22 protein-coding genes and 4 pseudogenes are annotated in these 23,790 nt (G+C 68.9%); 12 read left to right on the top strand and 14 right to left on the bottom strand.

The window, feature by feature from the left end:
- Positions 1-26: 26 nt before the first annotated feature.
- Entirely contained in the window at positions 27-758 is a 732-nt protein-coding gene (locus ACFY8O_RS30370; protein WP_387908013.1) for a restriction endonuclease, read from the bottom strand.
- 16 nt (positions 759-774) lie between these two features.
- Positions 775-984: a hypothetical protein gene (locus ACFY8O_RS30365; RefSeq protein WP_145811241.1), complete on the bottom strand. Its 210-nt coding sequence runs from the start codon at positions 982-984 to the stop codon at positions 775-777.
- Positions 985-1,288: 304 nt separating this feature from the next.
- On the opposite strand from ACFY8O_RS30365, the gene ACFY8O_RS30360 reads away from it, so the two are divergent.
- The 4 genes from ACFY8O_RS30360 to ACFY8O_RS30345 all read left to right on the top strand — a co-directional run bounded on the left by ACFY8O_RS30360 (position 1,289) and on the right by ACFY8O_RS30345 (position 4,627).
- Positions 1,289-1,960 (top strand): DNA alkylation repair protein, encoded by a 672-nt coding sequence (locus ACFY8O_RS30360; RefSeq protein ID WP_387908012.1) that lies wholly within the window; start codon positions 1,289-1,291, stop codon positions 1,958-1,960.
- A gap of 416 nt (positions 1,961-2,376) precedes the next feature.
- Complete coding sequence (locus ACFY8O_RS30355) at positions 2,377-3,000, top strand: hypothetical protein (RefSeq protein ID WP_387908157.1); 624 nt, start codon at positions 2,377-2,379, stop codon at positions 2,998-3,000.
- A gap of 14 nt (positions 3,001-3,014) precedes the next feature.
- Positions 3,015-3,275: a hypothetical protein gene (locus ACFY8O_RS30350; protein ID WP_387908011.1), complete on the top strand. Its 261-nt coding sequence runs from the start codon at positions 3,015-3,017 to the stop codon at positions 3,273-3,275.
- An 899-nt stretch (positions 3,276-4,174) separates the two neighbouring features.
- Positions 4,175-4,627, top strand: coding sequence for a peptidoglycan-binding domain-containing protein (locus ACFY8O_RS30345; protein WP_387908008.1), 453 nt, complete (start codon positions 4,175-4,177; stop codon positions 4,625-4,627).
- A gap of 439 nt (positions 4,628-5,066) precedes the next feature.
- Here the strand turns inward: ACFY8O_RS30345 and ACFY8O_RS30340 are convergent.
- Positions 5,067-5,786: pseudogene (locus ACFY8O_RS30340) on the bottom strand (class I SAM-dependent methyltransferase); the annotation flags it as partial.
- 865 nt (positions 5,787-6,651) lie between these two features.
- On the opposite strand from ACFY8O_RS30340, the gene ACFY8O_RS30335 reads away from it, so the two are divergent.
- Together ACFY8O_RS30335 and ACFY8O_RS30330 are read left to right on the top strand one after the other, a co-directional pair.
- Positions 6,652-7,131: a GNAT family N-acetyltransferase gene (locus ACFY8O_RS30335; RefSeq protein ID WP_387908006.1), complete on the top strand. Its 480-nt coding sequence runs from the start codon at positions 6,652-6,654 to the stop codon at positions 7,129-7,131.
- An 86-nt stretch (positions 7,132-7,217) separates the two neighbouring features.
- Positions 7,218-7,520 (top strand): annotated as a pseudogene (locus tag ACFY8O_RS30330) (barstar family protein); the annotation flags it as partial.
- 80 nt (positions 7,521-7,600) lie between these two features.
- Here the strand turns inward: ACFY8O_RS30330 and ACFY8O_RS30325 are convergent.
- From ACFY8O_RS30325 to ACFY8O_RS30315, 3 genes and pseudogenes are all read right to left on the bottom strand, one after another.
- Positions 7,601-7,996 (bottom strand): annotated as a pseudogene (locus tag ACFY8O_RS30325) (DUF5958 family protein).
- 45 nt (positions 7,997-8,041) lie between these two features.
- Positions 8,042-8,530 carry a hypothetical protein gene (locus ACFY8O_RS30320; protein WP_387908003.1) on the bottom strand — a complete coding sequence of 163 codons (489 nt, stop codon included), beginning with the start codon at positions 8,528-8,530 and terminating at the stop codon, positions 8,042-8,044.
- Between the two features lie 40 nt (positions 8,531-8,570).
- Positions 8,571-8,843, bottom strand: a complete 273-nt coding sequence (locus tag ACFY8O_RS30315; RefSeq protein ID WP_387908000.1) for a hypothetical protein — start codon at positions 8,841-8,843, stop codon at positions 8,571-8,573.
- Positions 8,844-8,871: 28 nt separating this feature from the next.
- On the opposite strand from ACFY8O_RS30315, the pseudogene ACFY8O_RS30310 reads away from it, so the two are divergent.
- A pseudogene (locus tag ACFY8O_RS30310) lies at positions 8,872-9,072 on the top strand (acyl-CoA dehydrogenase family protein); the annotation flags it as partial.
- Between the two features lie 105 nt (positions 9,073-9,177).
- Here ACFY8O_RS30310 and ACFY8O_RS30305 read toward each other — a convergent pair.
- The 3 genes from ACFY8O_RS30305 to ACFY8O_RS30295 all read right to left on the bottom strand — a co-directional run bounded on the left by ACFY8O_RS30305 (position 9,178) and on the right by ACFY8O_RS30295 (position 11,724).
- The gene (locus ACFY8O_RS30305) at positions 9,178-9,537 is read right to left on the bottom strand and encodes an SH3 domain-containing protein (RefSeq protein WP_145811059.1); all 360 of its coding nucleotides are present in this window, start codon (positions 9,535-9,537) and stop codon (positions 9,178-9,180) included.
- 1,123 nt (positions 9,538-10,660) lie between these two features.
- Entirely contained in the window at positions 10,661-11,074 is a 414-nt protein-coding gene (locus ACFY8O_RS30300) for a carboxymuconolactone decarboxylase family protein (protein ID WP_387907997.1), read from the bottom strand.
- Complete coding sequence (locus ACFY8O_RS30295) at positions 11,071-11,724, bottom strand: class II aldolase/adducin family protein (protein WP_387907995.1); 654 nt, start codon at positions 11,722-11,724, stop codon at positions 11,071-11,073. The genes ACFY8O_RS30300 and ACFY8O_RS30295 overlap by 4 nt, the downstream gene beginning before the upstream one ends.
- 132 nt (positions 11,725-11,856) lie before the next feature.
- Here ACFY8O_RS30295 and ACFY8O_RS30290 point away from each other — a divergent pair, with 132 nt between their 5' ends.
- Positions 11,857-12,252 carry a MerR family transcriptional regulator gene (locus tag ACFY8O_RS30290; RefSeq protein WP_387907992.1) on the top strand — a complete coding sequence of 132 codons (396 nt, stop codon included), beginning with the start codon at positions 11,857-11,859 and terminating at the stop codon, positions 12,250-12,252.
- Between the two features lie 234 nt (positions 12,253-12,486).
- Positions 12,487-12,984, top strand: a complete 498-nt coding sequence (locus tag ACFY8O_RS30285; protein ID WP_387907989.1) for a hypothetical protein — start codon at positions 12,487-12,489, stop codon at positions 12,982-12,984.
- 692 nt (positions 12,985-13,676) lie between these two features.
- Here the strand turns inward: ACFY8O_RS30285 and ACFY8O_RS30280 are convergent.
- Complete coding sequence (locus tag ACFY8O_RS30280) at positions 13,677-14,030, bottom strand: hypothetical protein (protein ID WP_387907987.1); 354 nt, start codon at positions 14,028-14,030, stop codon at positions 13,677-13,679.
- A 450-nt stretch (positions 14,031-14,480) separates the two neighbouring features.
- Between ACFY8O_RS30280 and ACFY8O_RS30275 the strand changes: the two genes are divergently transcribed.
- Both ACFY8O_RS30275 and ACFY8O_RS30270 read left to right on the top strand, forming a co-directional pair.
- Positions 14,481-14,843, top strand: a complete 363-nt coding sequence (locus ACFY8O_RS30275; RefSeq protein ID WP_387907985.1) for a hypothetical protein — start codon at positions 14,481-14,483, stop codon at positions 14,841-14,843.
- Between the two features lie 601 nt (positions 14,844-15,444).
- A complete protein-coding gene (locus tag ACFY8O_RS30270; protein WP_387907983.1) occupies positions 15,445-15,945 on the top strand; it encodes a hypothetical protein in 501 nt (166 codons plus the stop codon).
- A 544-nt stretch (positions 15,946-16,489) separates the two neighbouring features.
- On the opposite strand, the gene ACFY8O_RS30265 is transcribed toward ACFY8O_RS30270, so the two are convergent.
- Positions 16,490-17,239, bottom strand: a complete 750-nt coding sequence (locus ACFY8O_RS30265; protein ID WP_387907981.1) for an SDR family NAD(P)-dependent oxidoreductase — start codon at positions 17,237-17,239, stop codon at positions 16,490-16,492.
- Positions 17,240-17,369: 130 nt separating this feature from the next.
- Between ACFY8O_RS30265 and ACFY8O_RS30260 the strand changes: the two genes are divergently transcribed.
- On the top strand, positions 17,370-17,804 hold the full coding sequence (locus ACFY8O_RS30260) for an Rrf2 family transcriptional regulator (protein ID WP_387907978.1): 435 nt from the start codon (positions 17,370-17,372) through the stop codon (positions 17,802-17,804).
- Between the two features lie 974 nt (positions 17,805-18,778).
- Here ACFY8O_RS30260 and ACFY8O_RS30255 read toward each other — a convergent pair.
- The 3 genes from ACFY8O_RS30255 to ACFY8O_RS30245 are packed head-to-tail and all read right to left on the bottom strand — an operon-like array spanning position 18,779 to position 23,748.
- Positions 18,779-20,521: a glycoside hydrolase family 35 protein gene (locus ACFY8O_RS30255; protein ID WP_387907975.1), complete on the bottom strand. Its 1,743-nt coding sequence runs from the start codon at positions 20,519-20,521 to the stop codon at positions 18,779-18,781.
- 39 nt (positions 20,522-20,560) lie between these two features.
- Positions 20,561-21,283, bottom strand: coding sequence for a heparin lyase I family protein (locus ACFY8O_RS30250; RefSeq protein ID WP_387907972.1), 723 nt, complete (start codon positions 21,281-21,283; stop codon positions 20,561-20,563).
- Positions 21,280-23,748, bottom strand: coding sequence for a polysaccharide lyase 8 family protein (locus ACFY8O_RS30245; RefSeq protein WP_387907970.1), 2,469 nt, complete (start codon positions 23,746-23,748; stop codon positions 21,280-21,282). Before ACFY8O_RS30245 ends, ACFY8O_RS30250 begins: the two co-directional genes overlap by 4 nt.
- Positions 23,749-23,790 lie beyond the last annotated feature (42 nt).

Below are 23,790 nucleotides of genomic sequence, written 5' to 3'. Positions count from 1 at the left end.
CACCACTGCGTCCTCCGGCACGCGGGCTACCGGCCTTTGCGAGGTGGTGGAACCTTCGGAAGGAGCTCCCACAAGGGACGCGCGCCGCTTGCCCAGGCCGCGAGGGTGCGCCGATCGGCGAGGTGCATGTGCAGCTGTTCGGCCAGGGGTGCGCATCGGGTGGAGAAGCGGCCGTTGGTGACGACCAGGACGACGTCGGCTCCGTACAGCTGACGGGCGGTGCCGTTGACGCGCTGGAGGTCGGGGGTGCCGACGGCTGAGCCGCGGTCGCCGTCCTTGCGGTGCTTGGCCTGGATGACCCAGGTGCGACCGAGGGGGTCGGTGGCCAGGACGTCGGCGCCGTTGTCGCCGGCCCCGCCGATCTGCCGGGCGTCGGTGCACCCGTCGCGGCGCATCAGGTCGCGGATGGCGTACTCGAAGTCGCGGTGGTGCAGGGCGTCCAGCTGCGGCAGCCCGTAGCGCAGTGCCTGTCGCCGTACCCGTTCCCAGGCCTGCTGTCGGCGATACCGGTGGGTCCACGCCGTCCCGCCGGCGGTTGCGAGGGCCCCCAGCACGATCAGCGCCCACCAGTTCACCAGCAGCCAGGAGATCACGGCATAGATCAGCGCGAGTCCTGCGGCGGCACCGGACCCGAACAGGAGCAGCTGGGTGTCGCGGCGCTGCTGCCGACGCGAGCGACGGCGGCGCGGGGGCGCGCTGCGGCGGGAGGGACCACGCGCCGCGGGCCGGCGTCGGGACGGGGGGCGGCGGTTGGCCATCGGGCGCGCTCCGGTTTCAGCGGGAGGAGTCGGTGATGCCGGAGGCGAGCTGGCCCAGGAAGTCGCCGATGCCCTCGCCCAAGGGCGTCGGGGCGATGACGACGCCGAGAGCGAGCACGATGATCACGGTCAGCTTCTCGTCGTTCCGGCTGCGGGCCTCGGTGCGTCGTCGCAGCCGCAGCAGGACGATCACGGCGAGCAGCACTCCTACGTTGATGGTCAGCATCCCGCCCGCCCCTGAATCACCCTCGGTCCCGTTCCGACCCCCTTATGTATCCGCAACCCGCACCGTCGCGCCTGGCAGTTGCCGGATGATGACGCAAAGTGACCGGTTGGCCGGATCCTCAGACCGAGAACCGCTGTGCTACCGCCGTCGAGGCTCGACGCGATGATGGGAGTTGACCAGGCACGCCATGACCAGGGAACGGGCACCGATCCGTACGGGTCAGCAGTCGGGCATGAACCGGGTGTCCTCGACGGAGGCCTGCTTGCACCGTGGGGTGCGCCTACACAGGACGGGAGGGCGCGAGATGCCCGAGGTAACGGTGGCCGGCGTGCTGGCCGAGCTCGGCGAGCTCGAGGACCCGAAGATCCGTGCGGTCAACGAGAAGCACGGCGACGATCACGGCGTGAACCTGAGCGCGCTGCGGTCGCTCGCGAAGAGGCTCAAGACGAACCAGGACCTCGCCTGTCAGCTCTGGGAGTCGGGTGACGCCGCGGCGCGGCTTCTCGCGCTCCTGATCTGCCGTCCGAAGGCCTTCACACGCGACGAGCTGGACTCCATGGTGCGTCAGGCGCGCGCACCCAAGGTGCACAGCTGGCTCGTGAGCTATGTCGTCAGGAAGAGCCCGCACGCCGAAGAGCTGCGGCAGACGTGGCCGGCAGATCCGGACCCCACCGTCGCCGCCGCCGGCTGGGAGCTGACCACTGCGCGTGTGATGACCACGTCCGAAGGCCTCGACTTGGAGGGGCTGCTCGATGTCATCGAAACGGAGATGAGCGACGCCCCGGACCGCCTGCAGTGGGCGATGAACCACTGCCTGGCCCAGATCGGGATCGAGCACCCCGCCCACCGGGCCCGCGCCCTCGCCATCGGTGAGCGTCTCGGAGTGCTCAAGGACTATCCGACCTCGCCGGGTTGTACCTCTCCGTACGCGCCCGTCTGGATCACCGAGATGGTGCGTCGACAGCAGAAGAGTTGAGTCCCGGCGCCTGTGCCGACCCGGCAGACCCTGCGACTGTGGTCGCAGGTGACCTGACGTTTCCCAGGTGGGACGACCGGGCGGCACGACCGTACGGTGCTCTGACCGATACGGATCTCGCGGTGAAGGCAGCTGAACTGACCCGGCGTGCAGCACAGGCTCGGGCGTCCACCGGCGGCGCCGTGCAACTGGCCCCAGCACCGGTTGTGCGGGCCGAGACAGCGATTCCGTAACCGTCAGACACACTCTTGATCACGTCACCTCCCCCTGCGCCCCGCCTGATCTCCGAGGTTGACAGGATGCGTCGACCATCCACTTGCGGCCCGGACTGTCTCCTGTTCGGGCTCGGTATCTCAGAGGATTCACCTGTGTCTCACCGCCGGACAGCTCCCCTGGCTCTGGTGCTCTTGGGGCTGATGCTCTCCGCATGCTCCTCGAGCCTGCCCGCACCACCGAATGGCGACCCGCAGGTCGTCCGCGACCGGCTGGCCGCAGCCGGCGACATCCCGTACTCGGCCGCGCTCAAAGCCGTCACACAGTCAGGGACCGAACGGCTCCAGCTCATGGAAGGGCGGGTCAACCTCAACGCGCCTTTCACAGGGCGCACGACAGACATGACCGAGCAGTACACCGAAGACGTTGTGATCACCCGGCAGAAGGTGTACCGGCGCGCCACCGGTACCCACGGGCCATGGCAGGAGTTCCCTGCGTCGGCCGCAAAGGGCGGTATACCCACGGACCGGCTCCCGGCGTATGTGCGGCTCATGCTCGATCACAGCGCCTCCGTGCACCAGGACAGTGAACCCGTGCGCGTGTCGGCCCGCCTCACGCCGGAGGACATCGAATCGGTGGACAGGGCGGTAGGGCGCAACCTGAGACCTGCCACCACCATCGACGCGGAGGCATGGATCGACGACGAGGGCCGGGTCGTGCGCGTACGCCAGAAGATCCACTTTGCCTCCGCCCCCGACATCGAAGGGACGATCACGTTCACCGACTTCAAAGACGCCGTGCCGATCAAGGCACCCGTTGGGTCCTGAGCATCACCGCGCACATGTTCCGCCCCGGGTACGTCCAACCCGTCGGCGGGGCCGTCTCCCGCACTCCGCTGTACCCCACGGTGTACCGCATCACCGCAGGGCTCTACCCGCTCCTGCGACGCGTCGCCCCCCGCTATGTCACCACCACCCGAGCCATCGGCCGCGCCATGCTCGCCGTCACCTACGCCGAAGGGACGGGCCCTTCCGTACGACGCAACGGTGACATCAACGACTTGTCACTCAGTTACGGGTTTGCCCGGGCAAGCAAGGCGTAGTTTGAGCCCACCCCCACCGGCCGGACACCGCGTGGATCCGCGGCCTGTGGCAGACCGGACACAGCCCCGGGCGTGACCGGCCGACCACCTCCTCGACGGAGAGAAAACCGCCGCCCTGCTCGGTGTCGCGCCGAGCACCGTCCGTGCCTCCGCGACCCAGGGCTGCCTCCTGCCAGGCACGACTGTCTACAGCCTCCGCGTCTGGGCCCGCAGCGACGTCGAGGAGCTCCGTAGCGCCCCTCCCCGTCAGGGAAAATTGGGCGGAGGCTTCCCGGGCGAAGGGAAGGGCCGGTAAGTCCCTCCCCTGCGAAGGCAATCCTTGCCCGCGCATTGCCGCCATAGCACGCAGCACTGCCGAGAACACCCCTCGCACCCGCAGTAGAGAGAAGCGGAGCAGCTTGTTCTCCCTCTCGGCCTGCGCTTTTGCCTTCAGCCGCAAGGGGGTGGCCGGGCGCTGGCCGGACGAGCAACAGTTGACTTCACCAGGCGCGACGCGAACGTCGCGAGCCTGGACGGTCCATGTTTCGTTCCGACGGCTTCCGAGTCCCGCTCGGCAGAGCCCCGAACGAGGCTGTCTGGTCGACCACGTCGGTGGCGACCAGGGGGCAGCCAGGGTGAAGGCGAAAGCCGCCACGCTTGGATCTTGACGACGGGAGACGGCAGCTCGTGGCGGCGTTCAAGGTAGGGGCTACAAGGAAGAGCAGCGGATCTTCAACCGCGTCCCTGTGCAGCAGCCGTTCCACCCGCCCCGAGCGGGGCTCTGCAAGGACCTTTCAAGGCGTACGACAAGGGCTCACGAACCCGAAAGGTTTCAGGGTCCGCTCGACCTTTCATTTCAACAGCTTGCGTACGGACGACTTCAGGGAAAAGCGTCCACGCTACGGAATCCAGGGGGAAGCATGAAGAAGCTCCGCGCACTCCGCGCCCAGGCCGGCGTCTCCGCTGCGGCAGTCGCGCTCTCGGCTGCCGGCATCGGGATGGTCACCGCGACACCCGCAGCTGCCTACGCCGGCTACTGCAACGACACCGTCGGCAAGACGATCTCCAACTCCGGCTATCACGCGAGCATTCCTGCCTACAACAACAACGTGGACTGCCAGATGTACCAGGGAGCCAGTGGACCCGAGGTCAAGGCTCTGCAGATCACGCTGAACAAATGCTACGGCCGCAGTCTGAGCACCGACGGGATCTTCGGCACCAACACCAAGAACGCTCTTGTCCACGCTCAGAGGGAGGAACGCATCGGCACTGACGGCGGGTACGGCGAAGAAACGCGGACGAACATCCTGTGGGCCTTCCAGTACAGCGGCGGCCTCGGTCAGTGGTCCTGCTTCTACATCACCAACTGGTAGCGGCTCCCGACCAGCGTCAGGGGGTCAGGGCCTCGCTGACGCTGGTCGGGGGAGAGGCGAATACGGACGCCGTTCAGCCATCCGGGACTGGAACCTGGGTGATGTGGACCGACGCGCCTGGAGGCCGTTGTCCGCCCGAGGAGCTCTACAGCACCGGCCGTAATCGGTGGGAGCGCCGTTCGACTGACAGACCCGGCGAGACGATGGGGGGAGTGGACTACAGCCTCGGGGGATCGCCGCCGCCCCGGCCGTCGGCCCCTGCGCGCCCGGTGAGGAAGCCTCCTGGGGCTGCCATCTCATCGCCCTCAAGGCGCACCATGACCCCGGCCGCCTCTTCAACAACTCCCGCCTCCCGTCGGTGCCCTTCCCGGGCTCCGCGCGCCGCCGCCCGTAGGGACGGGAGGCCCAGCCGGAACCCCCGGTCGCCAAAACCCCCGGGTCACGCCTCCGGGGCGGTCGGGACCCGGGCCACCAGCGGCATCCCCGAACCCCCGTCCGGGGCCGTGCGGACAGCCAGCACCTGGTTGACGCCCAGGTTGTTGCGCTCGAAGCCGACGGCCGAGGCGGCCATGTACAGCCGCCATACCCGAGCGCGCCCCGCGCCGGCCAGCCGCACCGCCTCGGCCCAGTTCTGCTCCAGATTGGTCACCCAGGCCCGCAGCGTCAGCGCGTAGTGCTCCCGCAGCGCCTCCACGTCACGGACCTCGAACCCGGCCTCCTCCAGCAGCGACACGGTCGGACCGACCGGTGACAGTTCCCCGTCCGGGAAGACGTAGCGGTCGATGAACCCGTTGAGCCGGTACGACTCCTCCACGCGACGCGGGCGACGCGCGATCTGGTGGTTCAGAAGCCGGCCGCCCGGCCGCAGCAGAGCGTGCAGCCGTCCCGCGTACGTCCGGTACGCCTCCGCGCCGACGTGCTCGGCCATGCCGATCGACGAGATCGCGTCGTAGGGGCCGTCGGTGACGTCCCGGTAGTCCTGCACCCGTATCTCGACCATGTCCGCGAGACCGGCCTCGGCGACCCGTTTGCGGGCCAGCTCCGCCTGCTCCACGGAGATGGTCACGCCGGTGACGTGGACGCCGTACGTCGCGGCGGCGTGCATCGCCATGCTGCCCCATCCGCAGCCCACGTCCCGGACGCCGGCTGTCTCGGACATGGTGATCTCCGTGAGGTGGGGGATGTTCATCCGCTAGTACGTCGGCTCCGCGCCACCGGTTCATCGGTTCGCACCCGTCCCCGGGCCGGTCCGACGGCCGGTCCGTCCGGCGCGGGTTCGGCAAGTCGGTGGCGCGGGTAGCGCCTTGTTCTGGGTCTCACAGGCGGAGAGGGCTACTCGTCGGGGACATGGTCGGCAATTCGGTCAGGAGCGCGCAGCGCTCGGTGGCACGTAGCCGCGCGGTTGTGCGATGGGCGGGCCGGCCGGGGGGCTGCGGACGAGGCGTCCGCGGCTCGGGCGCACCGGCCAGGGGCGGATGGCGGGGCCAGCACCTCGATCGCCGGGTAAGTTGTCGTCAGTTCGCTTTGTGGCCGAAGGCCCGGTCCGCGCCACCTTGATGCGCTCAGTCAGCTTCGAGACCGAAGTTCCGTCAAGCGCTGCTCGGCCTGCTCGCGGGTGCCCACAGTGACCAAGGTGTCGAGCTGTGCGAGATCGCCCAACGTCGCTCCGTCGTCGCGCAGGGTGCAGCAGCTGCATCCAGGTTGCGCGGCATCTCCCAGCGCACTTACTTCTCGGGCGAGAAGACTGCGTCTTTCCGGGTGACGCTCACCGGGGGGCATGCGCAGTTGTTCTTTGCGGACCCGCGGCAGGTGGGGAAGGTCCGCCGGGTCGCAGGAATCGACGAGTGGGGAAAGCGCGATCGAGATTCCTCGCGATCAATCACCGCGGGGGGCCAACCAGTGACTCCCACGCTCCTCGCGAAACGACTCCCGCGCGGAGGATCTGGTCCACTTGCTGGGGCCGCGTACGCCGAGTGATTATGGATCTTCCTGGGCGGGGTGCGTTCTTTGACGGGGGTTGTCCGATGACCGGTGATGTTGCTCTTGACGGTGTGCTGACTCGGCTCGTCCCGACCACAGAGAACGACCTCGAGATGCTGGCCTCGTGGTTCGCCGGTCCCGACTTCGTGGAGAACTGGGGCGGGATACCACTGTCTCGGCAGCAGGTCGCCGAGAAATATGTGGGGCGGCGCCGCCCGAGAGTGGGGTCCTACCTGGTGCTCGCACACGGCACGGCGGTGGGCTACGCCCAGTACTGGCACGCTGATGCGACCGAAGGCGGCATCGACATGGTGCTCACCCCTGACGCGCAGGGACGAGGTCTGGGACCTGACGCGGCTCGTGCACTGGTCACGCATCTGTGCTCGGAGCGTGGATGGCGGCGCGTGACCGTTGACCCTGTGGCGACCAACATCCGGGCTGTGCGGGCATGGGAGAAAACCGGCTTCCGCCCCCTGGCGCGGGAAGGGCGCAACCTTCTCATGGAATGGTGCCCGGCAGGGTAGTCCGTAGCCCTGCCGGGCACGGCCACACGAAGTGGACCAGAGCCCACTCAGACCTCCCTGGCCACTTGCCCGCCGGTCAATCTGGACCGGCAGGCCGGACACGCTACGAGCTGGACGGCCGGCACATCACGGTCGAACGGGGCCTCTACCTGGCACTCGGCGAGGCTGTTGACGGGCCGGGCGGCTACTTCGGCGGCTGCTTGGACGCCCGTGGACTGTCTGTGCGACCACTTCGGGTACACCGCCCCCGCAACCTTGGTCTGGCGGGACGCTGCGACTGTACGCGAGTACCTGTCCCGCGTCCTGGCGCCAAGGGTGAGTGATATGACCCGGTCGCCCTGGTGTTCGAAGTCGTGGCCGAGGGAGGGATGTGCGTGACTCTCACGTGAACTCGCCGAACTGCAGGGGCAGTGACTCAACGCTGCCGCCGGTCCGTCGGACTACGAACGCGCGAATGCCGAGGGAGAGATCAGCCAGCGGCGGAGAGTCTGTGCCACCAGTGACCGCACCCGTTCGAGCGGGAGCGTTCCCGACGTCGTCCGTCGGCGATCGTGAGTACGGCGACCAGCACGGAAGACCTTCCGGCGTTCGTCGCGGGGAGTCAGGAGGCGATCTTCCCAAGTTGATCGTTTATCCGACCACGCGTGATCAGCACCGCCGGCGTGTGCGTGGGGCGCAGACCGGCAGGGCGGATGCCCTCCGGTCCGTCCTCAGCGACGGCACGTGCCTGGACACAGTGGTGGCGCAGAAAGCGCAGGACCTCGGACTGCTCCTCGTGGGCGAGTGCGTCGAACCAGGCGATGCCCTGTGGCATCGGGCGGAGCCCCTGGGCAAGCTCGTTGAGTATGACGTTGCGTTCGGTCACGCCGGTCTCCCATCGGGCAAGTAGCACTTCGCTGCGGAGGCGGGGTCAGTGGAACCAGGTAACGAGTCGCACATGCCCTGGTCCATGGAGTTCGCTGAGTGTCCGCATCACGCTCCAGACCGGCCCCCAGTGGGTTTCGTTTCCGGCGACCGATTCTCGGCCGCGCGTGCCGGAGCTGTCTGTTTCCTGCCAATCGGTCGAGGCGAGTTCATCCCACGTGATCCATGTCGTGCCGTAGGTGTCAGGAGATCCGCCGTACGCGGCGTACTCGGTCTGGAGCCTCTCGGATGCATCGCTCGGGAAACCGCGGCTTTCGGCCAGAGGGCGGAAGCCGAAGTGGTTCCGGATGCCGAAGAGGCAGGCGAGGGCGTCGTAGGCGTTGCCGTTGTTGAGCAGGAAGAGGTCGATGGCGGTGTGCCACACGGCGTCCTCGTCGTCGGGGCCCCAGAGGCGGGCACCTGGCCGGCACTCGATCATCCCGCTGACTTCGGTAGACATGCCTGCATGCTGCCCGCGCGGCACGTGATTCGGCACCTGCTTTTCCTACGCCCGCTGCCCAAGTGCGCAGGTGCCGCTATCCGCCCTCGGGTGCGAGGGCCTCGCGGGCTGAGTGCCAGATACGTTCGAACTCGGCCGCTGTGATTTCCGTGGCGGACTGGGTGTCCTGCCGGCCGTCCAGACCGCCTTCAATGAGGATGCCGTACGTGTGCTGGCAAACGGCCATCGCGGGCTGTTCACGCTGGTCGCGGATACCCAGGACCTTGCTCGGGGCAGCCGCGGCGACGGGCTGAGGGTCGGGGCCTTGCAGTTCGACGTGACGCAGTGCCCAGCTTTCGTTGTCGACCACTGCGATGCACGGAACGCGGCTGGTGCGTACCTTCTTCGGCGCCGCGGCGAAGTGCTTCGCCTCCGACGTCGCGATGGAGGTCACCACGGACGCGGTCCAGCTGCTCGGCGGCTACGGCTGCACCCGTGACTACCCGGTCGAGCGCATGATGCGCGACGCCAAGATCACCCAGTTCTACGAAGACATGAACCAGGTCCAGCGCATCGTCGTGGCCCGCAACCTGCCGTGAGTGCCCCTGCCACACACCACGCACCGTGGGCCCCCGGGATTCCGAGGGCCCACGGTGCGTCCGGCGTCCCCACACGGGCGTCCCCGAGTGGTTCGCGGGCGGGGGTCAGCAGGCCGTGGTCGCCCCGTTGTCGCTCAGGTTGCCGTCGTAGATCCAGCCGTTGATCTGCGTACCGTCGATGCGTGCGTGGGTCCAGGTGTTACCCGCGGAGTTGACCACGTAGCAGTGGTAGTACAGCTTCGCGCCGTAGACCGTGGCCGTCGTGGGGCAGCCCTCGTTCGGACCTGTGCGCAGCGGTGCGGAGCTGCCGGAGATGTAGCCGGAGCCGGCGTCCTTGTTGGACCACGCCGGGTGCGTACACGCGTCGGCACCTGCGACCGCGGCGCCCGCGGTCGGAGCGGAGACGAGGGTGGCCGAGGCGGCCAGGAGGGGCAGGGCGAGTGCGGTCCACAACTTGCGTCTCATCGTGTTCCCCGTTCCGTGTTCGGCCGCCCTGTTGCGGCCATCTGTTTCGGACAGGACGTGACGCTAGGTGCTGGACTGGCGCATGTGACAGGTGCATATCAGTCAGCGGGTGGCCGGGGGCTGAACGCGGCGCAAATTCGGTGCAACCTGCGAGGGCAGATGCTTGTCATCTGCATGTATTGAGGGGCCGGGGGTGTGTGGTCCGACCGGATCAGGTCCCTGCTCGCCGCTCGCAGAGGGGTGGAAGATCGGCGTCCGCCGGAGCGAGCGGCCGATAACACCGCATGTACAAGCGGAGCTCGCAGTTCAGGGTCGGCCGGGCTCGTGGTGCTCAGGCCGCCGCAGGTGCCTCCGCGCGGCAGTCTCCAGAGCCGTTTCCGCGTGACGGGCGCGACAGGGTGACCCGCTTTCGGCGGGTCATCGCAACCCGTTACTGGCCTATCTCACGGAAGGCCTGCTGATCTCACCCAGGATCGGCCACCGCCCTCCGATCAGCGCAGGCGCGCAAGTCGCAACCGAGCTTCGTTGCGGACATCGGGGTCCCTGTCTGCTGCCAGCGTCCGCAGTTGCGCGACCATCTCGGCGCCGTCCTGTCTGGTCGCCCAGCGTGGGTCACCGTCCAGTTCCGCAGCGAGCTGATCGGCGGTTCCCTGGTCAGAGGCCACTGCACGGGCAGCGAGCACTGCACGCAGGTCGGCCAGATCTCTTCGAGCCAAGAGAGCCACCGCCGTATCCGAGGTCACCCCGGTGTCCTGAGCGTCCAGCAGCAGACGGTGCAGGACACTGGCGACACTCTCAATCTGCGGGGCTGCCGCCAGCTACCGCCCCGCAGCAGCCCTTACAGACCAGGCCGGCGATTCCGCTGCGGCGATCGCGTCGCGAAGCCTTTGCTCGGTGAAGTCGTCCATGCCACCAGGCTGCCAGAAAGCCGACAGCGGGTACGCGCGCCAGCAGGCCCGGACGGACGCGCGCCCCGGCCCGGGCAGGGGACGACGATCGGAACGCGTCACCTGCACGGGCTGAACCGAGCTCGCGATCAAGAGCGGGAGCCGCGGCGGCAACTGGACCCTCCTCCCTCGGTATCTGTGACCCTCGCTGAGCAGCCACGCCGACACGAGGGATGTCAGGGGGCTGTGGTGGACGCCAGGAGGTCGATGACGATCTCCGTTCCCAGGGCGTACGCCGGGACGCCCGAAGTGATGAGGGCGGTCTCGGCGACGCCGACGAGGTCGGCGACGGTGGCGCCCGCGTGGAGCGCGCCCCGGGCGTGAATTCTGGCGGCGTGTTCCCGGCCGAGGGACAGGAGCTGCCCGTAGTGGACGAGTTGCTGCACGCGAGCGCCCAGCGGATTGTCTGTCAGTACGATGTGTCGCAGCGCGGCGAGTGCTTCTTCGGTGGGGAGCCGGTCGAAGTCCCGCGCCAGGCGCAGCCTTTCCTGCACACCACCTGGAACGTCTCCGAGGGTGGAGTGGTAGCGGGCACGGACGGCCTCGGTGCGCCGGGCGACGGCGTCATCGGCCGTCGCGTCGTCGGTCATGACGCGACCCGGGCGATCGAGGAGCGTACGGCGGCCAGGGCGCCCTCGGGGAAATCCACGGCCCCGCCGATCGTCGCCGCCGCGATCTCCGCCCCGGCGCTCTCCTCGATGGCCACCACCAGGTGAGCGGTCGCCGTCGAGTCCGGACCGAACACGAGCAGGCCGTGGTTGGCCAGCAGGGCCGCCGAGGTCGTGGGACGTTGCTCCAGGACGTCGACGATGCCCCGGACGGACACGTCGGACCCGCGTGGCCCCCACGGCACTACCGGAACCTCCTCGGGCTGTCCGAAGCGCAGCATCGGCTCGGTGCGGCACGGCAGCGGCCGGTGCGCGAGGGCGAAGGCCGTCGCGGAGGGGGAGTGGGTGTGGATGACGGCGCCCACGTGCGGGCGGGCGCGGTAGACGGCGCTGTGCATGGCGATGATCTCGGTGCTGACCGACCGTAGCTCTCCGTCCAGGACCCGCCCGTCGAGGCTGACGACCGCGAGGTCGCCGGGGCCGAGGTCGCGAACGAATCCCGGGGTCAGCAGGAAGCTTTCGGCGTCCAGCCTGGCGCTGAGGTTGGCATGCCCCGAGTGGGACATCACCCCCGCCGTGAAAAGGGCCTGTGCCGCCGCGACCAGCTCGTTCGCCGCCTGTGTAGTTGCCATCCGGCACCTCCGAAGTCCTCGGCCGGCGGCTCTCGATCGCCGCCGTGCTCGCATGACCCACTCTTCAACTTAAACTCAGGTGCAAGTCAAGCGTCCGACGGCCGGACGGCGGGAAACGGCAGGAGCGGCTACGTGCGCATAACCATCGGACAGCTCGCGGAGATCACCGGAGTACCGGCGTCGGCCATCCGGTTCTGGGAACGCCACGGCCTGCTGCCCGCGCCCGAGCGCCAGAGCGGGCAGCGGCGCTACCCGCCGGAGGCAGCACAGCGGATTCTGGTGCTGCGCAAGTGCCAGCAGTCGGGGCTGACTCTCGCGGAGATCGGCGAGCTCCAGGAGGACCAACCGCGCAGGCAGGCAATGATCCGTGCCAAGATCGCCGAGGTCCAGCAGCGGATGATCGACCTCGACCACGGCCACCAGCTCCTGGTCCACGCCCTGCAGTGCAACGAGCAGGACATCGTCGGCTGCACCAAGTTCCGGGAGCAGATGGCCGCCTGGGAGACCCTCGCCCCGACCTCCCCGTAGTCCCGGCCCACAAGGTGCCCGTAAGCACTTGAGCCGGGGTCTGGCCCGGGTATGAACGCGTTTTGGCCACACCCTTGAACGGGTGGTGTACGGCTCTGCCTTGTTGGGCTCGTCCGCGTCGTGTTCTGCGACCTCTCGGCAGGGACGGGTCGTACATTGTCGGATTCTGTTGAGACGCCTTCGTCCACGCGGTCACGTTCGTGGCCTCTGCGCTCCTTTGACAGACTTGCCTTCATGGACACCCCTACGGGCGCGCATCGACGCATCGCGACAGCACTTGTCACCTGTGTGGCTGTCCTGGCCGCAGTCTCGGGCTTCCTTCTGGACGGGTCGCTCACGGCAACTGTGTGGGCGGCGGCCGGCGGGGGCGGCACGGCGCTCGGCGCCTTCGTGGTGCGCCGCCGGTTCTTGGCCACCCTCGAGGAGACCCGCGGCAAGGCCATGGAGCTTGGGTACGCGGACGGCATCGGAGACATGGTGGTCGTCGGGCTTCACACCTACGCTGCCGCGGTGTTCCCGATGACTGGCCCCGGCGGGGTGTCTCGCGCCGAGCGCCTGAAGCGCCGTGACCTCGCGTATCAACTCACAGCCACAGAGGGCCTGCCCCATCGCATCGCCGAGCGAGCAGCTGCCGCCCTCGAGGCGATCGATGACGGCCGGGACCCCAAGCAAGTACAGGGTGCGCTGGGCGACCTCATGAGCGCCGTGCACGAGCAGCGCCGCCGCGTCTGAGCGGGAACATGCCCGGAACATGTGACCGACCCGCAATTCCGCTATGCCTCTGCCGCCGGCAGTTCCCGGGACCGAACCGCACGTTCATGGCGACCTAGCCATGGCTACCGGATCCAGTGGGGGGCGTGGCTCTCCAGCAGCACCTCCATGCGGAAACGAAGGGTGAGGCCGTTCGTACACCTCTGCACTATGCCCGGGGCTCCGCCGAAGTGGTTGCTTCCGCGCTCGATGCAGCCGGTCCAAGGCCCTGATCCTGCTCAGGACCGCACAGGGGGCCGGTAACGGCTCGGCCTGCGACCTCCAGCGCGGCGGTGCTGTGGCGGCGGAACTCAGACTCGCGCCAGGCGGCTCGGCCCGCGCGGCGGGCTGTGACGGGTGGTGTCGCTAGCGAACCTGGATCGCGGTCTTCGCGTCGCTTCCTACGCCGCCGCGTCCGTGGGTGCGCCTACCCCGCCATTCCCCACCCCCGGGTCGCCGTTCCGCGTTGTGCAGGCAGCGCAGGAACTCCACCACCTCTTGGTCCGCGTGGTCGAGTCCGGCGATCTTGCTACGGATCGTGAGCTGGCGACCATCGGTGGGGGAGGGGCGGCGGATGACTGTGGGCGCCCGCATCTCTCCAGCGTGCGATGCCCGGCAGGCCACGGCACCCGGGAGCGGGGAGGCGATCAAGCCGCTACGTGGGGGGTGGCCTCTCAGGAGAAGACGACAGAGCGTGCGAGCAGGCGGTCGGATGCGCCCTTGCCGGGCGGCAGGACGTAGTAGGTGTCGCCTACGCAGTCGGTGCCGAGGAAGACGATGGCGGTTGCGTCGGTCAGGTTTTTGGGGGCTCGCGAGACGGTGCCGGGCTCGGCGGCCGGGGTGGCGAGGTTGACGCACTGGCCACTGGCGGGGTTGTTCAGGAAGCCGACGGCCTCGTATCCGTCCGTCGTGGTGTAGGAGTAGCGGAACTGGCCGCTCGCGGCGAAGGCCGAGCCGGGTACGGCCACGAGCAGCACGGCTGCGCCTGCCGTGGCGCCGACCGCGACGGTGAGAGAGCGAAGAGACACGATGGACCGTCCTGTTCCTGGTTGATCATCTGGGTCGGTGCCACAGATGCCCCAGCCGGCAGGGGCTGAACGCGGTCTCCCTCGATCGGGGAATCGGCGAATCGATTCTTCTTGGGCGAATGGCTCAACGTCACGGGGACGTGGGCGCCAGCGAGGGCCGTGACGGGACCGAGACCGAGTGATCAGCCGAGGGCGGGCGCTTGCAGTGCCCCAGGCAGTGTGGTCGAGTACGGACCGCCCTCGAGAGGTGCCGGAGGAGTAGCGCATCCCCGAACTCCCTTCTCGGTGCGAATCCCCGCCTTATGATGAAGGTCTGCGCCGATGCTGGGAGTTCAGGTGGATATGGCTGAGCACACCCCGGATTACCCGCCCAGGACCCCACCCCCACCGAGGCGCCCGCTCTCCCCACCACGCCCGGAGACCAGCCTGCAAGGAACGGCCAGGGCCCGGATGCAGATCCGCAACCGGCGCAGCGCCAACTGGTCGCTGGAGGCCGCCCCGTGGTCCGTGAGCAAGGCGACCGGACACGTCCTGGACCGGCTCCATGAATGGGGCTACCAGGAAGCCGACCAGGTCGCAGCCGACCTGACCGATCTCCTGGTACGCACCGCCGTCGCGGACGGCGGTCGCCGCGTCTCCGTCCACCTCGCCGACCAGGACCGACAGGCGCTCATCGTCGCACTGTCCCACCAGCCTGGCCTCGCCGTCGCCGACGAGGCGGTCCTTCCGGAGCTCACCGCCCGTGGCGCGGTGGCGTGCGGCACCGACACCGCCGACGACGGGCGCCGGCTCTGGGCGATCCTCGCTCTGTAGAACCCGTGGCAGCACGTGTGACAGCTCCCCTGGCACGCGGGGATGCCCGCGTGCCAGGGGAGTCGGTACAGCTCAGGGCACGGCTCCCCGCGCATCCGGGGATGGTCCCGCGCCGTTCGATCGGCTGGTGACGGACGAGGACCTGCTCCCGCATCTGCGGGGATCGTCCTCACTTCGCGTCCAACACCCGCAAGGCGGAACTTCCCCGCAGCATGCGGGGATGGCCCGGTGATCCGGTAAACGTTCGCCTGCCAGCGCATGGCCCACGCCGCAGCATCAGATCCTCGCCGCCACCACGAGCACTGGCCTGCCCCCTCGTCGTACATGGAATAACAACCGCCGGTTGCAACCATCTTGGCTCCACAGGTGTCACACATTTTGTTCACATGTCGGCGTGACCCCACCCGTCCGGCATCCCTTCACGTCAGACAGGTAGCCCGTGTCCCACCAGTACCCGCACAGCCCGAACCAGCAGCCCCAGGGCCCTTACCCAGGCCAGGCTCCGTACCCGGGGCAGCAGCCGTACATGGGTGCACCTGGCGGATACTCAGGCGCTCCCATCCCTCCGCAGGGGAAGTCCTGGACCGGGCGGCATACTGCCTTGGCCATCATCGGTGGCCTCTTCGGTTTCCTTTTCCTTCTCGTCGTCATCATCGGCGTGGTCGCGGGCGGCGACTCGGACCCCAGCAGCACCGCATCCGACACTGTCGCGGCAAGCCCCAGCAATGCACCTGATGCGAAGCCCGCCAAGGAGGCCGGCACGGAGCCGGACGCCCCCGCGAAGGAGGCGACGGAGGAGCCCGTCCCGAAGCAGAAAGAACTCACCCAGGCCGACGAGTTCAAAGCGTTCATCGCCGAGCACGGCACTCCGGCGGAGAAGGCCGCGGCAGAGCACATCCTCAAGGTGCAGGGCGCCGACAGTGACAACGGCATCCTCGACGCCGCAGACGTCTACACCGACTACGCGGGCGGTCTGATGGGCCCGCACCAGGGTGACGGCAAGCTACTTGCCTCCGCGTTCGCCGATTGGAAGGACTCCGACAACGGTCTCGTCACCGTCTATGACAAGGACGGCGAGCTGCTCTCCAACGGCAACTACTGAATCCGCGCCGCACAGTCCCCCACCCCAACTTGATTCGGAGGCAGGGCTGTAAGGCCCTGCTCTCTGTGGACTCGGGCGATGGCCCCACCTTCTGCCGAGGCCTCGGCTGGTGTCGCGAGCTGCACCTTGCCTACGCGGATGTCCCCTTACGGAAGCCGTCCGCTGTCGCCGGACTGTCGGCTCCCCGCGCATGCGGGAATGGTCCAGCGGTACGCCCCGAGCACGTCCACGGGCACCAAGATCACGTTCACCGCATGCTCGGCCTCTGACACCGTCGTGAACGTAACGCTGTACAGGGTCGTCTCGGCCCTTCCGGACACTGACTGGGCGGCGTTCACGCAGTGCTTCGGCGGCAGTTGGCCGACTTCGACGGGATCTGGTCCGACCATGGAGCCGGAAGCTAATACTTCTACTTCATCGTCAACGCCGGTGGCGGCGCGACCGTTTCGGTTCGCTCGCTGACTGTCACCTGCTGATCACACCGGTCCCCGTGCCGCTCCGCGCATGCGGGGCGGCACGGGGAACACGCGGCAGGGGTTCCGGTTCAGGCGTTGTAGCCACCGTGGGCGTCCAGCACCGCGCCCGTGACGTACGACGCGGCGGGGCTCGCCAGAAAAGCGATCGCCGCAGCGATTTCTTCGGGGTGGCCCATGCGCTGTAGGGACAGCGAGCTGACCAGGGCCTTGAGGGTCTCGGGGTCCGGCGGTTGCATGCCGCCCTCCATCAGTCCGGCCTCAACGACGTTGGCCGTGATGTTCCGGGGGCCGAGGTCGCGTGCTACACCCATGGTGTACCTCTCGATCCCGGACTTGGTCGCCGAGTAGTCGGCGAGGCCGGGAGCTCCGACCCGAGAGCCCAGGCCGGAACTCACCGTGATGACGCGGCCGCCCGTGCGCAGCACTCGGGAGGCGGCCCGGATGACAGCGATCACGCCGAGGTAGTTGGTGGCGTGCATCCGGTCCAGTGCGTCGATGTCGGCATTCGGATCGTCCACCGTGCCGGCCGCGGAGATCGCCGCGTTGTTGACGAGGATGTCCAGGCCGCCGAAGTGCGCGACCACGTCGTCGATCAGCGTCGGCGCCTGACTCGTGTCCGCCTGGTCGGACTTGAAGGCGACGGCCTTCGCTCCCTTGCTGCGCACCTCGTCGACGACGGCCTGCGCCTGCTTCTCGGAGCTGACATAGGTGAAGGCGACGTCGGCGCCCTGCTCGGCCAGCAGGCGCACGGTCGCGGCTCCCAGTCCCCGCGACCCCCCGGTGACCAGGGCGACCTTGCCCGTGAGTGGCTTGCTCATTCTTCTTCTCACCTCGTTGATTGACCCGTTCGGCTGTCGTAACGCTAATGGTTACGACAGTCTGTTGCAACCTTTGCTGTTACGACTGCGCTGTCGTAACATGAAGCGTTGCGGCCGAGAGGAGGGGTTCATGAGTGCCAACAGCAGGCTGACCCTTGCCGCTCACGCGCTGGCCTGGATCGGTCTCTATCAGCGCCAGGGTCATGAGGTCGCCACCTCCGAGCAGATCGCGACCAGTGCGAACACCAACCCCGTGGTGATCAGGCGGCTGCTCGGCGAACTGCGCAGGGCCGGGCTCGTGGAGTCCCGGCGAGGTGTGGGCGCGGGCTGGTCGCTGGCGCGTGAGCTGGGGTCGATGACCCTGCTGGACGTGTACGAGGCAGTGGAACCCGGCCCGCTGTTCGCGATGCACCGCACCACCCCGGACCAGGGATGTGTGGTGGGTTACGGCATTCAGCCGACGATGCAGGGCATCTACGAAGGCATCGAGGAGACCCTGAGACAGGAACTGGCCCGCGTCACACTCGAGAGCGTACTCCGGGACGTACTCGCGACACCTCGCTGACGAGTTCGTGCACAGTTAGCGGTGGGACGTCAAAGGGGTCGGTAGGACTTGGGCGCTCACCTCTGCCGAGCCAGCCTCCCGTCTGCGGTCTGTTGCTGGGACAACAGTCCGGCGACGGCTTGGACAGTGTCGTCCATGCGCTCTCGGCGGCCGTGGCGGCGGGCCCGTGCCCGCAAGTTCTTCAGGTGGGCGATGCCGTGTTCGACCCGGCCCTGGCGTGAGGAGTGGGCCTGCGCAAGCGCTCGTGTACCTCCTCGTACCCGTCCGGGGCATTCTTCTTGAGCGACGAGGATTTCGACCTCTGGGCCGACAGCCAGGATTCTGAGCAGCCCCAAAGGCACTGTTTCTCGGATCATGCTCTGTTCGCCCCCACACCACCGGCCTGCACATGCCGGTCCTGGTCCTGCTCGCCCCGCACAGCCGCGGTCACCACGCGGCCAAGGTCGCGGCCCGGATTCGCCACGACTCCCGCACCTCGCAGTGACCGTACTTCCCGGAGCCACCCACCCCTCCCTGCCCCCCGTCGCACCCGAGGAGCTGAACGACCGGCTGCTGGACTTCCTGTGCTGACGGAAGCCGCCTTGACCCACCCGGGTAGCACCCAGCGCCACGGTGCGGGAACAACCTCCGGACCCACCGAACGCAGACCGCAGGCGCTCAAGAGCCAGAGCTGCCGATCTGGCCATACGCACACCTGCTCCTCCTGCCCACGAGCCGAGGGAGACCAGACCATGCCATGGCAGTCGAAGCGACCGCGCGCACATTGCGCACCTCTTCGTTCCTGCGGATATCGACCGCCCTGCAGACTCTGACCGTCTTCGTCCAGGCGGTCTCCGCCGCTTGGCTGCTGACCTCCGCCCACAGCGAGACGATGCACAACGTGGGCGCCCTGGGCCTGGCTGCCGTCCGCCGGCGGCCAGGCGGGCGGTTCCCGGGAGCTCGCGACCGCCGACGCAGGAGGAGGGGGAACCGCCTCAGACGAGCCGCACCGGCTTGCCATCGGTTCGATCCGTCTCCAGCACCCACACCTCGTTGACCCCGGGACGGAGTACGGGGCCGGGGACGAACAGGGCGGACTGGGGTCCCCTGGACCAGTACCGCCCCAGGCAGAATCCGTTGACCCAGACGAAGCCCCTGCTCCAGCCGGGGAGTTCCAGCATCGCGTCCCCAGGGCTCGATACGTCGACGCTGCCCCGGTAGAGGCCCGGCTCGCCGTGCTCCGGGAGGCGGGACGGCAGCGCGGCGACCGCCTTCACGTCGTCGAACGCGTCCAGCCGTAGGCCGCGTGCGCTCACGCCGTGCAGGTACTGCCGCTCGTGCAGGATCCCACCGGTCAGTCCCTTGGTCTCGCCCAGGCGGGGACCGTAGTTGACGCGTCCCAGGGACTCCACCCAGAGTTCCAGCTCGGCAGGGCCCGCGACCGCCGTGCCGACCGGGGTGTCGATGCCGTCGACGGACAGCCGGACCAGGTCCCGTACGCCGGGCAGGGACAGCGGCAGTGGCGGGCGTGGGCCGGGAACACCGACGCGGTATCGCACCAGGCCCCGGTCGACATCGAGGTCCTCGAAAGTCGGCGCCGTGCCAAAGACTCCCTCTGTTCCGCCGAGTGTGTCCATCACCTCGTCCAGCGGCGTCCACGCGTCGAGCACGGCGGTGACCGGCGCCGTGAGGACCGGTGGGGCTGCCGGCACGGGAGGCGGTGCGGCGTCGGCGAAGTCGGCGAGTACCTCGCGGAAGCGCCGGAACAGTTCCGTGGGCCTGCCCCGTTCGTCGACGGGGGCACCGTAGTCGTAGGAGGTCACCGTCGGCTGCAAGGCGCCGTCGTGGAGGTCGCCGGCGCGGTTGGCGCCCGCCCAGCCGCCGAAGCTCGTCCCGCCGTGCGCCATGTAGATGTTCACCGACGCCCCGCACTCCAGGATCTCGCGCAGTACTGCCGCCGCGTCCCTGGCTTCGCGCGGCTCGGGCTCACCGGCGCCCCAGTGGGCGAACCAGCCGCACCAGAACTCCATGCACATCAGTGGGCCGGCGGGCTGGTGACGGCGCAGGGTCCGGAAGGCCTCGGCTGGGTGAGAGCCGAAGTTCACGGTGGCCAGGACACCGGGCAGCGAACCGCCGGTGAGCATGTGGTCCTCGGGCCCGTCGGAGGTGAACAGAGGCACCGTCACCCCGCCCTCGCGCAGGATGTGGGCAAGCTCGCGCAGGTATTCCTGGTCGGAGCCGTAACTGCCGTACTCGTTCTCGACCTGCACCATGATCACTGGCCCGCCGTGGTGGACCTGGCGCTCCACGACCTGCGGCAGCAGGTGGCCGAACCAGCGGCGCACCGGCTCCAGGTACGCCCGGTTCCTGGTGCGGACCTGCCCTGCCAAGGTGCCGGTGAGCCACTGCGGCAGCCCGCCGTTCTCCCATTCGGCGCAGATGTAGGGACCGGGCCGGACGAGGGCCCACAGGCCCGCTGCGTGTACCGCGTCCAGAAACCTGCCCAGTGCCTCCACGTCCCGGTACTGTCCGGGAAAGGGCTCGTGCAGGTTCCAGGGCACGTACGTCTCGACGCAGTTGAGCCCCATCGCTCGAAGCATCTCCAGCCGGTGCGCCCACTGGGCCTCGTGCACCCGGAAGTAGTGCAGGGCGCCCGACAGCAGCCGCACAGGGCGGCCGTCCAGGGCGAATCCGCTGTCGGTCACGGTGAAGACGCCGTCCGCCGGCCGTGTGCTCATCGACGGTTCACCTCTGTCTCTCTCGTGGTGCACGGCAGCTCAACCGACGTCCGTGTGCTCGGTGCCCACACGCAGCCGGTCCAGTCGGTTCACGACATCGCTCTGCGGGGCGTCCCGGTCGTAGATGCCCCACTTGGGTTCGTTGGCGCTGTCCCAGGTGCGTGCGGCATAGCGGTAGCCCCCGCCGGAGAAGGTCTGCCGGATCCCGTTGAAGGACAGTTCCACCCAGCCTGATTCGGCCGAGGCAGAGGTGTGGATGCCGAGGGCGAACCGGTTCCACGCCCCGGCCGAGACCGGCGCCGACCAGATCAGGTGCCAGGTGGCGTCCGTGCTGACGTGGAAAAGGCGTACCGAGCCGTCCTTGACCGTCATGATCAGTGGGTAGTTCTGCGCCGCGTCGGGATACGACTTCCACTGCCACACCACGAAGTCCCCGCTGACGGTGGACAGCTGGGACTCCCAGCCCAGCCAGTAGGTGGAGCCGGGCGCGAAGGCGTATCGGGTGCCGCCCACCGAGATGCCCCGGGACTCACAGCGGACGAGACCACCGGGCTTGGTGAACCGGAAGATGGTCCCGTGGCCGTTCGGGTCGGCGGTGGTGACCAGGCTGCCGGGCTCGGCGCACTCCACGCTCCCGAACACCCGGGTGCCGCCTGCCGCGTCACCGTCCCAGACGGTTGCCGCGCGAGCCGAGGTGGCGGAGACCAGGAGGCAGGCCAGCGCCGCCGGCACGGCGATGGAACGTCGTACCGTCGCCCTCATGCTGTCCTCACCGTGATCTTCTGCGTGGCGCCTGCCTCGGCGGTGAGATCTCCGAACGTGACGGTCAGCGTGCTTCCGGGTACGGCCTGTTCGACCGTGGCGGGGCGGGAGACGACTGCGGTGGTCCGGCGCCGCCACGTCACGGTGAGCGTGGTGAGGGTACGGGTGGGGTCCGAGACACAGACGACCGCGGTGCCGTCGGCCCGGTGCCGGATCAGCACCGAGCAGGGGGCGCTCACGGTGAGGTCACCGACCGTCCCCGCCGCCCAGAAATTGACAGCGGTGACGCCGAGGGAGGGGGCGTGGACGCCCTGGGCCCGTGATGTGTTGGCGAGTGTCCTGAGGAGCCCTCGCGTGCTCGCTGCGTGGGCCGCGGTACGGGCGGCACTGGCGCCTGGCAGCAGGACGTAGGCGTACGCGCCGTCGACCGGATCGATGCCGTGGTCGACGTACAAGGTGAGGTAGCGGTCGGTGAGGGGGGCGGTGGACGAGCCGGTCCTGATGTCGCTCCATCGGCCGGTGCGCTCCTCGCGCAGCGCCGTGATGCGGCCGCCCGCCGGGAAGACGTAGCCGCCGTGTCCGGCGATGTGTGCCCAACCGGGGTCGCTCAGCGTCTCCGTCCAGCCCTGGGCGCCGGGCTTGCGGCGGCCGTCCACGGTCAGCGCCTGGGTGCCGGTGGGGCCGAGGCGGCGGTTGTCGATCACGGTGTCGACCGCCTCGCCGTCCGTCGCGGTGACGCCGGCACCCAGACAGACGATGCCCTCGTCCAGGAAGAACCAGGATTTGCGCGCCTCCAGCGTCGAGGCGAGACCCTTGAGGTGCTGGCCCACCGCGGCGTACGTCCCGTCGGTGGTGCCGCCGACCCATTGCACCGCGGGGCGTTCGGCGCCCCACTGGCCGCCCTGGCCGTCGGCAAGCCGCTTCCTGGAAGCGGTGATGCCGGGCAGCCGATTGGGGTCCACCGTGGCCCAGAAGGTCTGCGCATACTGCTCGTTGGCGAAGTCGTCCCCCCACCAGGACAGCCAGCCTGCTCCGGTGTGGTAACCGCGAAGGTTCTCCCCGTTGCCCCACTCGTAGTGCGCGATCCGGTCGGAGGCCATGGACAGGCAGGCGGCCCACCCGCGGCGGCGGTGCACCGCCCGGTCCTGGGACGGGAAGAGCCGGTGTGCGACCGGCTCGGGCAGGGGCTTGACCGCGGCGTCGTCCACGACGCTCTGGAGCTGGGCGAGCTTGTAGACGCCGAGCATAGGGTTGGTGTGCGGAGGGCTGAAGTACGCCCGCTGGATCCATCCCTTGGCCAGGGCGCGCCAGCGCGCGTTCTGCTCGGGGCTCGCGGCGCGGCCCAGGGCGACGATCGAGGCGATGATCGAGTGGCCGCGCAGATGGTCGTCGTTGGCGCCGCCGGGATCGCCGGGCGGCAGGCCCCGTGCGACGGCGCGTCCGGAGACGGCGTCCATGCACAGGCCGTTGTAGAGGAAGGGGGCCCAGGCCCGTTCGACGGCGTCGAAGTAGTTCTCCCGGGCCGGGTCGGTGATCTCCCAAGGGGAGTCGGCGAGCAGCGCGCACAGCAGGCTGAGGCCGGTGAACAGATCCGCGCCGTAGGACCCGGCGTAGGGCACCCACGTGTGCTGGACGAAGGAGCCGTCACGGTAGAGGCCGTCCCCGGATGTCACGTACGGGAAGACCGGGGACAGGGCCCTCGACGCGAGGGCGAGCCGATCGGCGTCCTCTCCGACCAGACCGCTGAGCGCGATCGTCCGGCACAGGTCGACGCGGTTGGCGCCGGTCGAGGTACCCGTGTACGAGGCCACCGCGCTGTCCGGCACGAACGCGCGGACGGCTTCGGTGATCGTGGCGATCAGGTCGGCGTCCAGGTGCTCGTAAAGGATGGTCGCCGCGTCCAGCAGCGCGTGCGGCCCGCCGATCTGCCAGTTGTACCAGTTGCCGTATCGGGCTCGACCTGCGTGGTAGACGTCGGTCACCACGTGCCGGATCCCGGCCACGACATCGCGAGCGAAGGCGTCGTCCCCGGTCAGACCCGTGGCGGGCTGGGCATAGGCCTCCGCCATGGAACGCAACCGCTGAAACGTGAGCTGGATCTGCGCGGAGTAGGTGTACGACTCGGTGTCCGTGTCGGGATCCGGGTCCAGCCACATCATGCCCGGCCACAGGGAGCCCGGCGCGGGCACCATCGTGGTCCGCCAGGCGGCAGCGTCCCTGCCCAGCCGGGCGAGCTTGGAGGCGAACGGCTCCGCGGTGGGGCTGAAACCGGAGCCGAGTATCAGGCCGCGCCAGGTGGCTCTGAGGCTTTCGAACGCGGCGGACGAGGCGGGCGCGCCCGACGCGGCGTGGGCGGGCTCGGAGGTGGTCAGGACCGTCGCCGAGGCGGTTGCGGGGAGACCCAGCGCGGCGGCTGCGCCTCCCGTCGCCTTGACGAATCCGCGGCGGGACCAAGGTGTGGGCATGGGCGTCTCCAAGGACAGGGACAGAAGGGGGAAGACCGGAGG

Origin of the sequence: Streptomyces argenteolus (genome assembly GCF_042902585.1) — a bacterium.
Taxonomy (GTDB): Bacteria; Actinomycetota; Actinomycetes; order Streptomycetales; family Streptomycetaceae; genus Streptomyces; species Streptomyces argenteolus.
The sequence above is the reverse complement of the archived record's forward strand: the minus strand, read 5'-3'. Positions and strand labels throughout refer to the sequence as shown.

Bases quoted from the DNA above. Each gene is read 5' to 3' on its own strand.
- ACFY8O_RS30370 (WP_387908013.1), bottom strand. From the start codon at position 758: ATGGCCAACCGCCGCCCCCCGTCCCGACGCCGGCCCGCGGCGCGTGGT.
- ACFY8O_RS30365 (WP_145811241.1), bottom strand. From the start codon at position 984: ATGCTGACCATCAACGTAGGAGTGCTGCTCGCCGTGATCGTCCTGCTG.
- ACFY8O_RS30360 (WP_387908012.1), top strand. From the start codon at position 1,289: ATGCCCGAGGTAACGGTGGCCGGCGTGCTGGCCGAGCTCGGCGAGCTC.
- ACFY8O_RS30355 (WP_387908157.1), top strand. From the start codon at position 2,377: ATGCTCTCCGCATGCTCCTCGAGCCTGCCCGCACCACCGAATGGCGAC.
- ACFY8O_RS30350 (WP_387908011.1), top strand. From the start codon at position 3,015: ATGTTCCGCCCCGGGTACGTCCAACCCGTCGGCGGGGCCGTCTCCCGC.
- ACFY8O_RS30345 (WP_387908008.1), top strand. From the start codon at position 4,175: ATGAAGAAGCTCCGCGCACTCCGCGCCCAGGCCGGCGTCTCCGCTGCG.
- ACFY8O_RS30335 (WP_387908006.1), top strand. From the start codon at position 6,652: ATGACCGGTGATGTTGCTCTTGACGGTGTGCTGACTCGGCTCGTCCCG.
- ACFY8O_RS30305 (WP_145811059.1), bottom strand. From the start codon at position 9,537: ATGAGACGCAAGTTGTGGACCGCACTCGCCCTGCCCCTCCTGGCCGCC.
- ACFY8O_RS30300 (WP_387907997.1), bottom strand. From the start codon at position 11,074: ATGACCGACGACGCGACGGCCGATGACGCCGTCGCCCGGCGCACCGAG.
- ACFY8O_RS30295 (WP_387907995.1), bottom strand. From the start codon at position 11,724: ATGGCAACTACACAGGCGGCGAACGAGCTGGTCGCGGCGGCACAGGCC.
- ACFY8O_RS30285 (WP_387907989.1), top strand. From the start codon at position 12,487: ATGGACACCCCTACGGGCGCGCATCGACGCATCGCGACAGCACTTGTC.
- ACFY8O_RS30275 (WP_387907985.1), top strand. From the start codon at position 14,481: ATGCAGATCCGCAACCGGCGCAGCGCCAACTGGTCGCTGGAGGCCGCC.
- ACFY8O_RS30265 (WP_387907981.1), bottom strand. From the start codon at position 17,239: ATGAGCAAGCCACTCACGGGCAAGGTCGCCCTGGTCACCGGGGGGTCG.
- ACFY8O_RS30260 (WP_387907978.1), top strand. From the start codon at position 17,370: ATGAGTGCCAACAGCAGGCTGACCCTTGCCGCTCACGCGCTGGCCTGG.
- ACFY8O_RS30255 (WP_387907975.1), bottom strand. From the start codon at position 20,521: ATGAGCACACGGCCGGCGGACGGCGTCTTCACCGTGACCGACAGCGGA.
- ACFY8O_RS30250 (WP_387907972.1), bottom strand. From the start codon at position 21,283: ATGAGGGCGACGGTACGACGTTCCATCGCCGTGCCGGCGGCGCTGGCC.
- ACFY8O_RS30245 (WP_387907970.1), bottom strand. From the start codon at position 23,748: ATGCCCACACCTTGGTCCCGCCGCGGATTCGTCAAGGCGACGGGAGGC.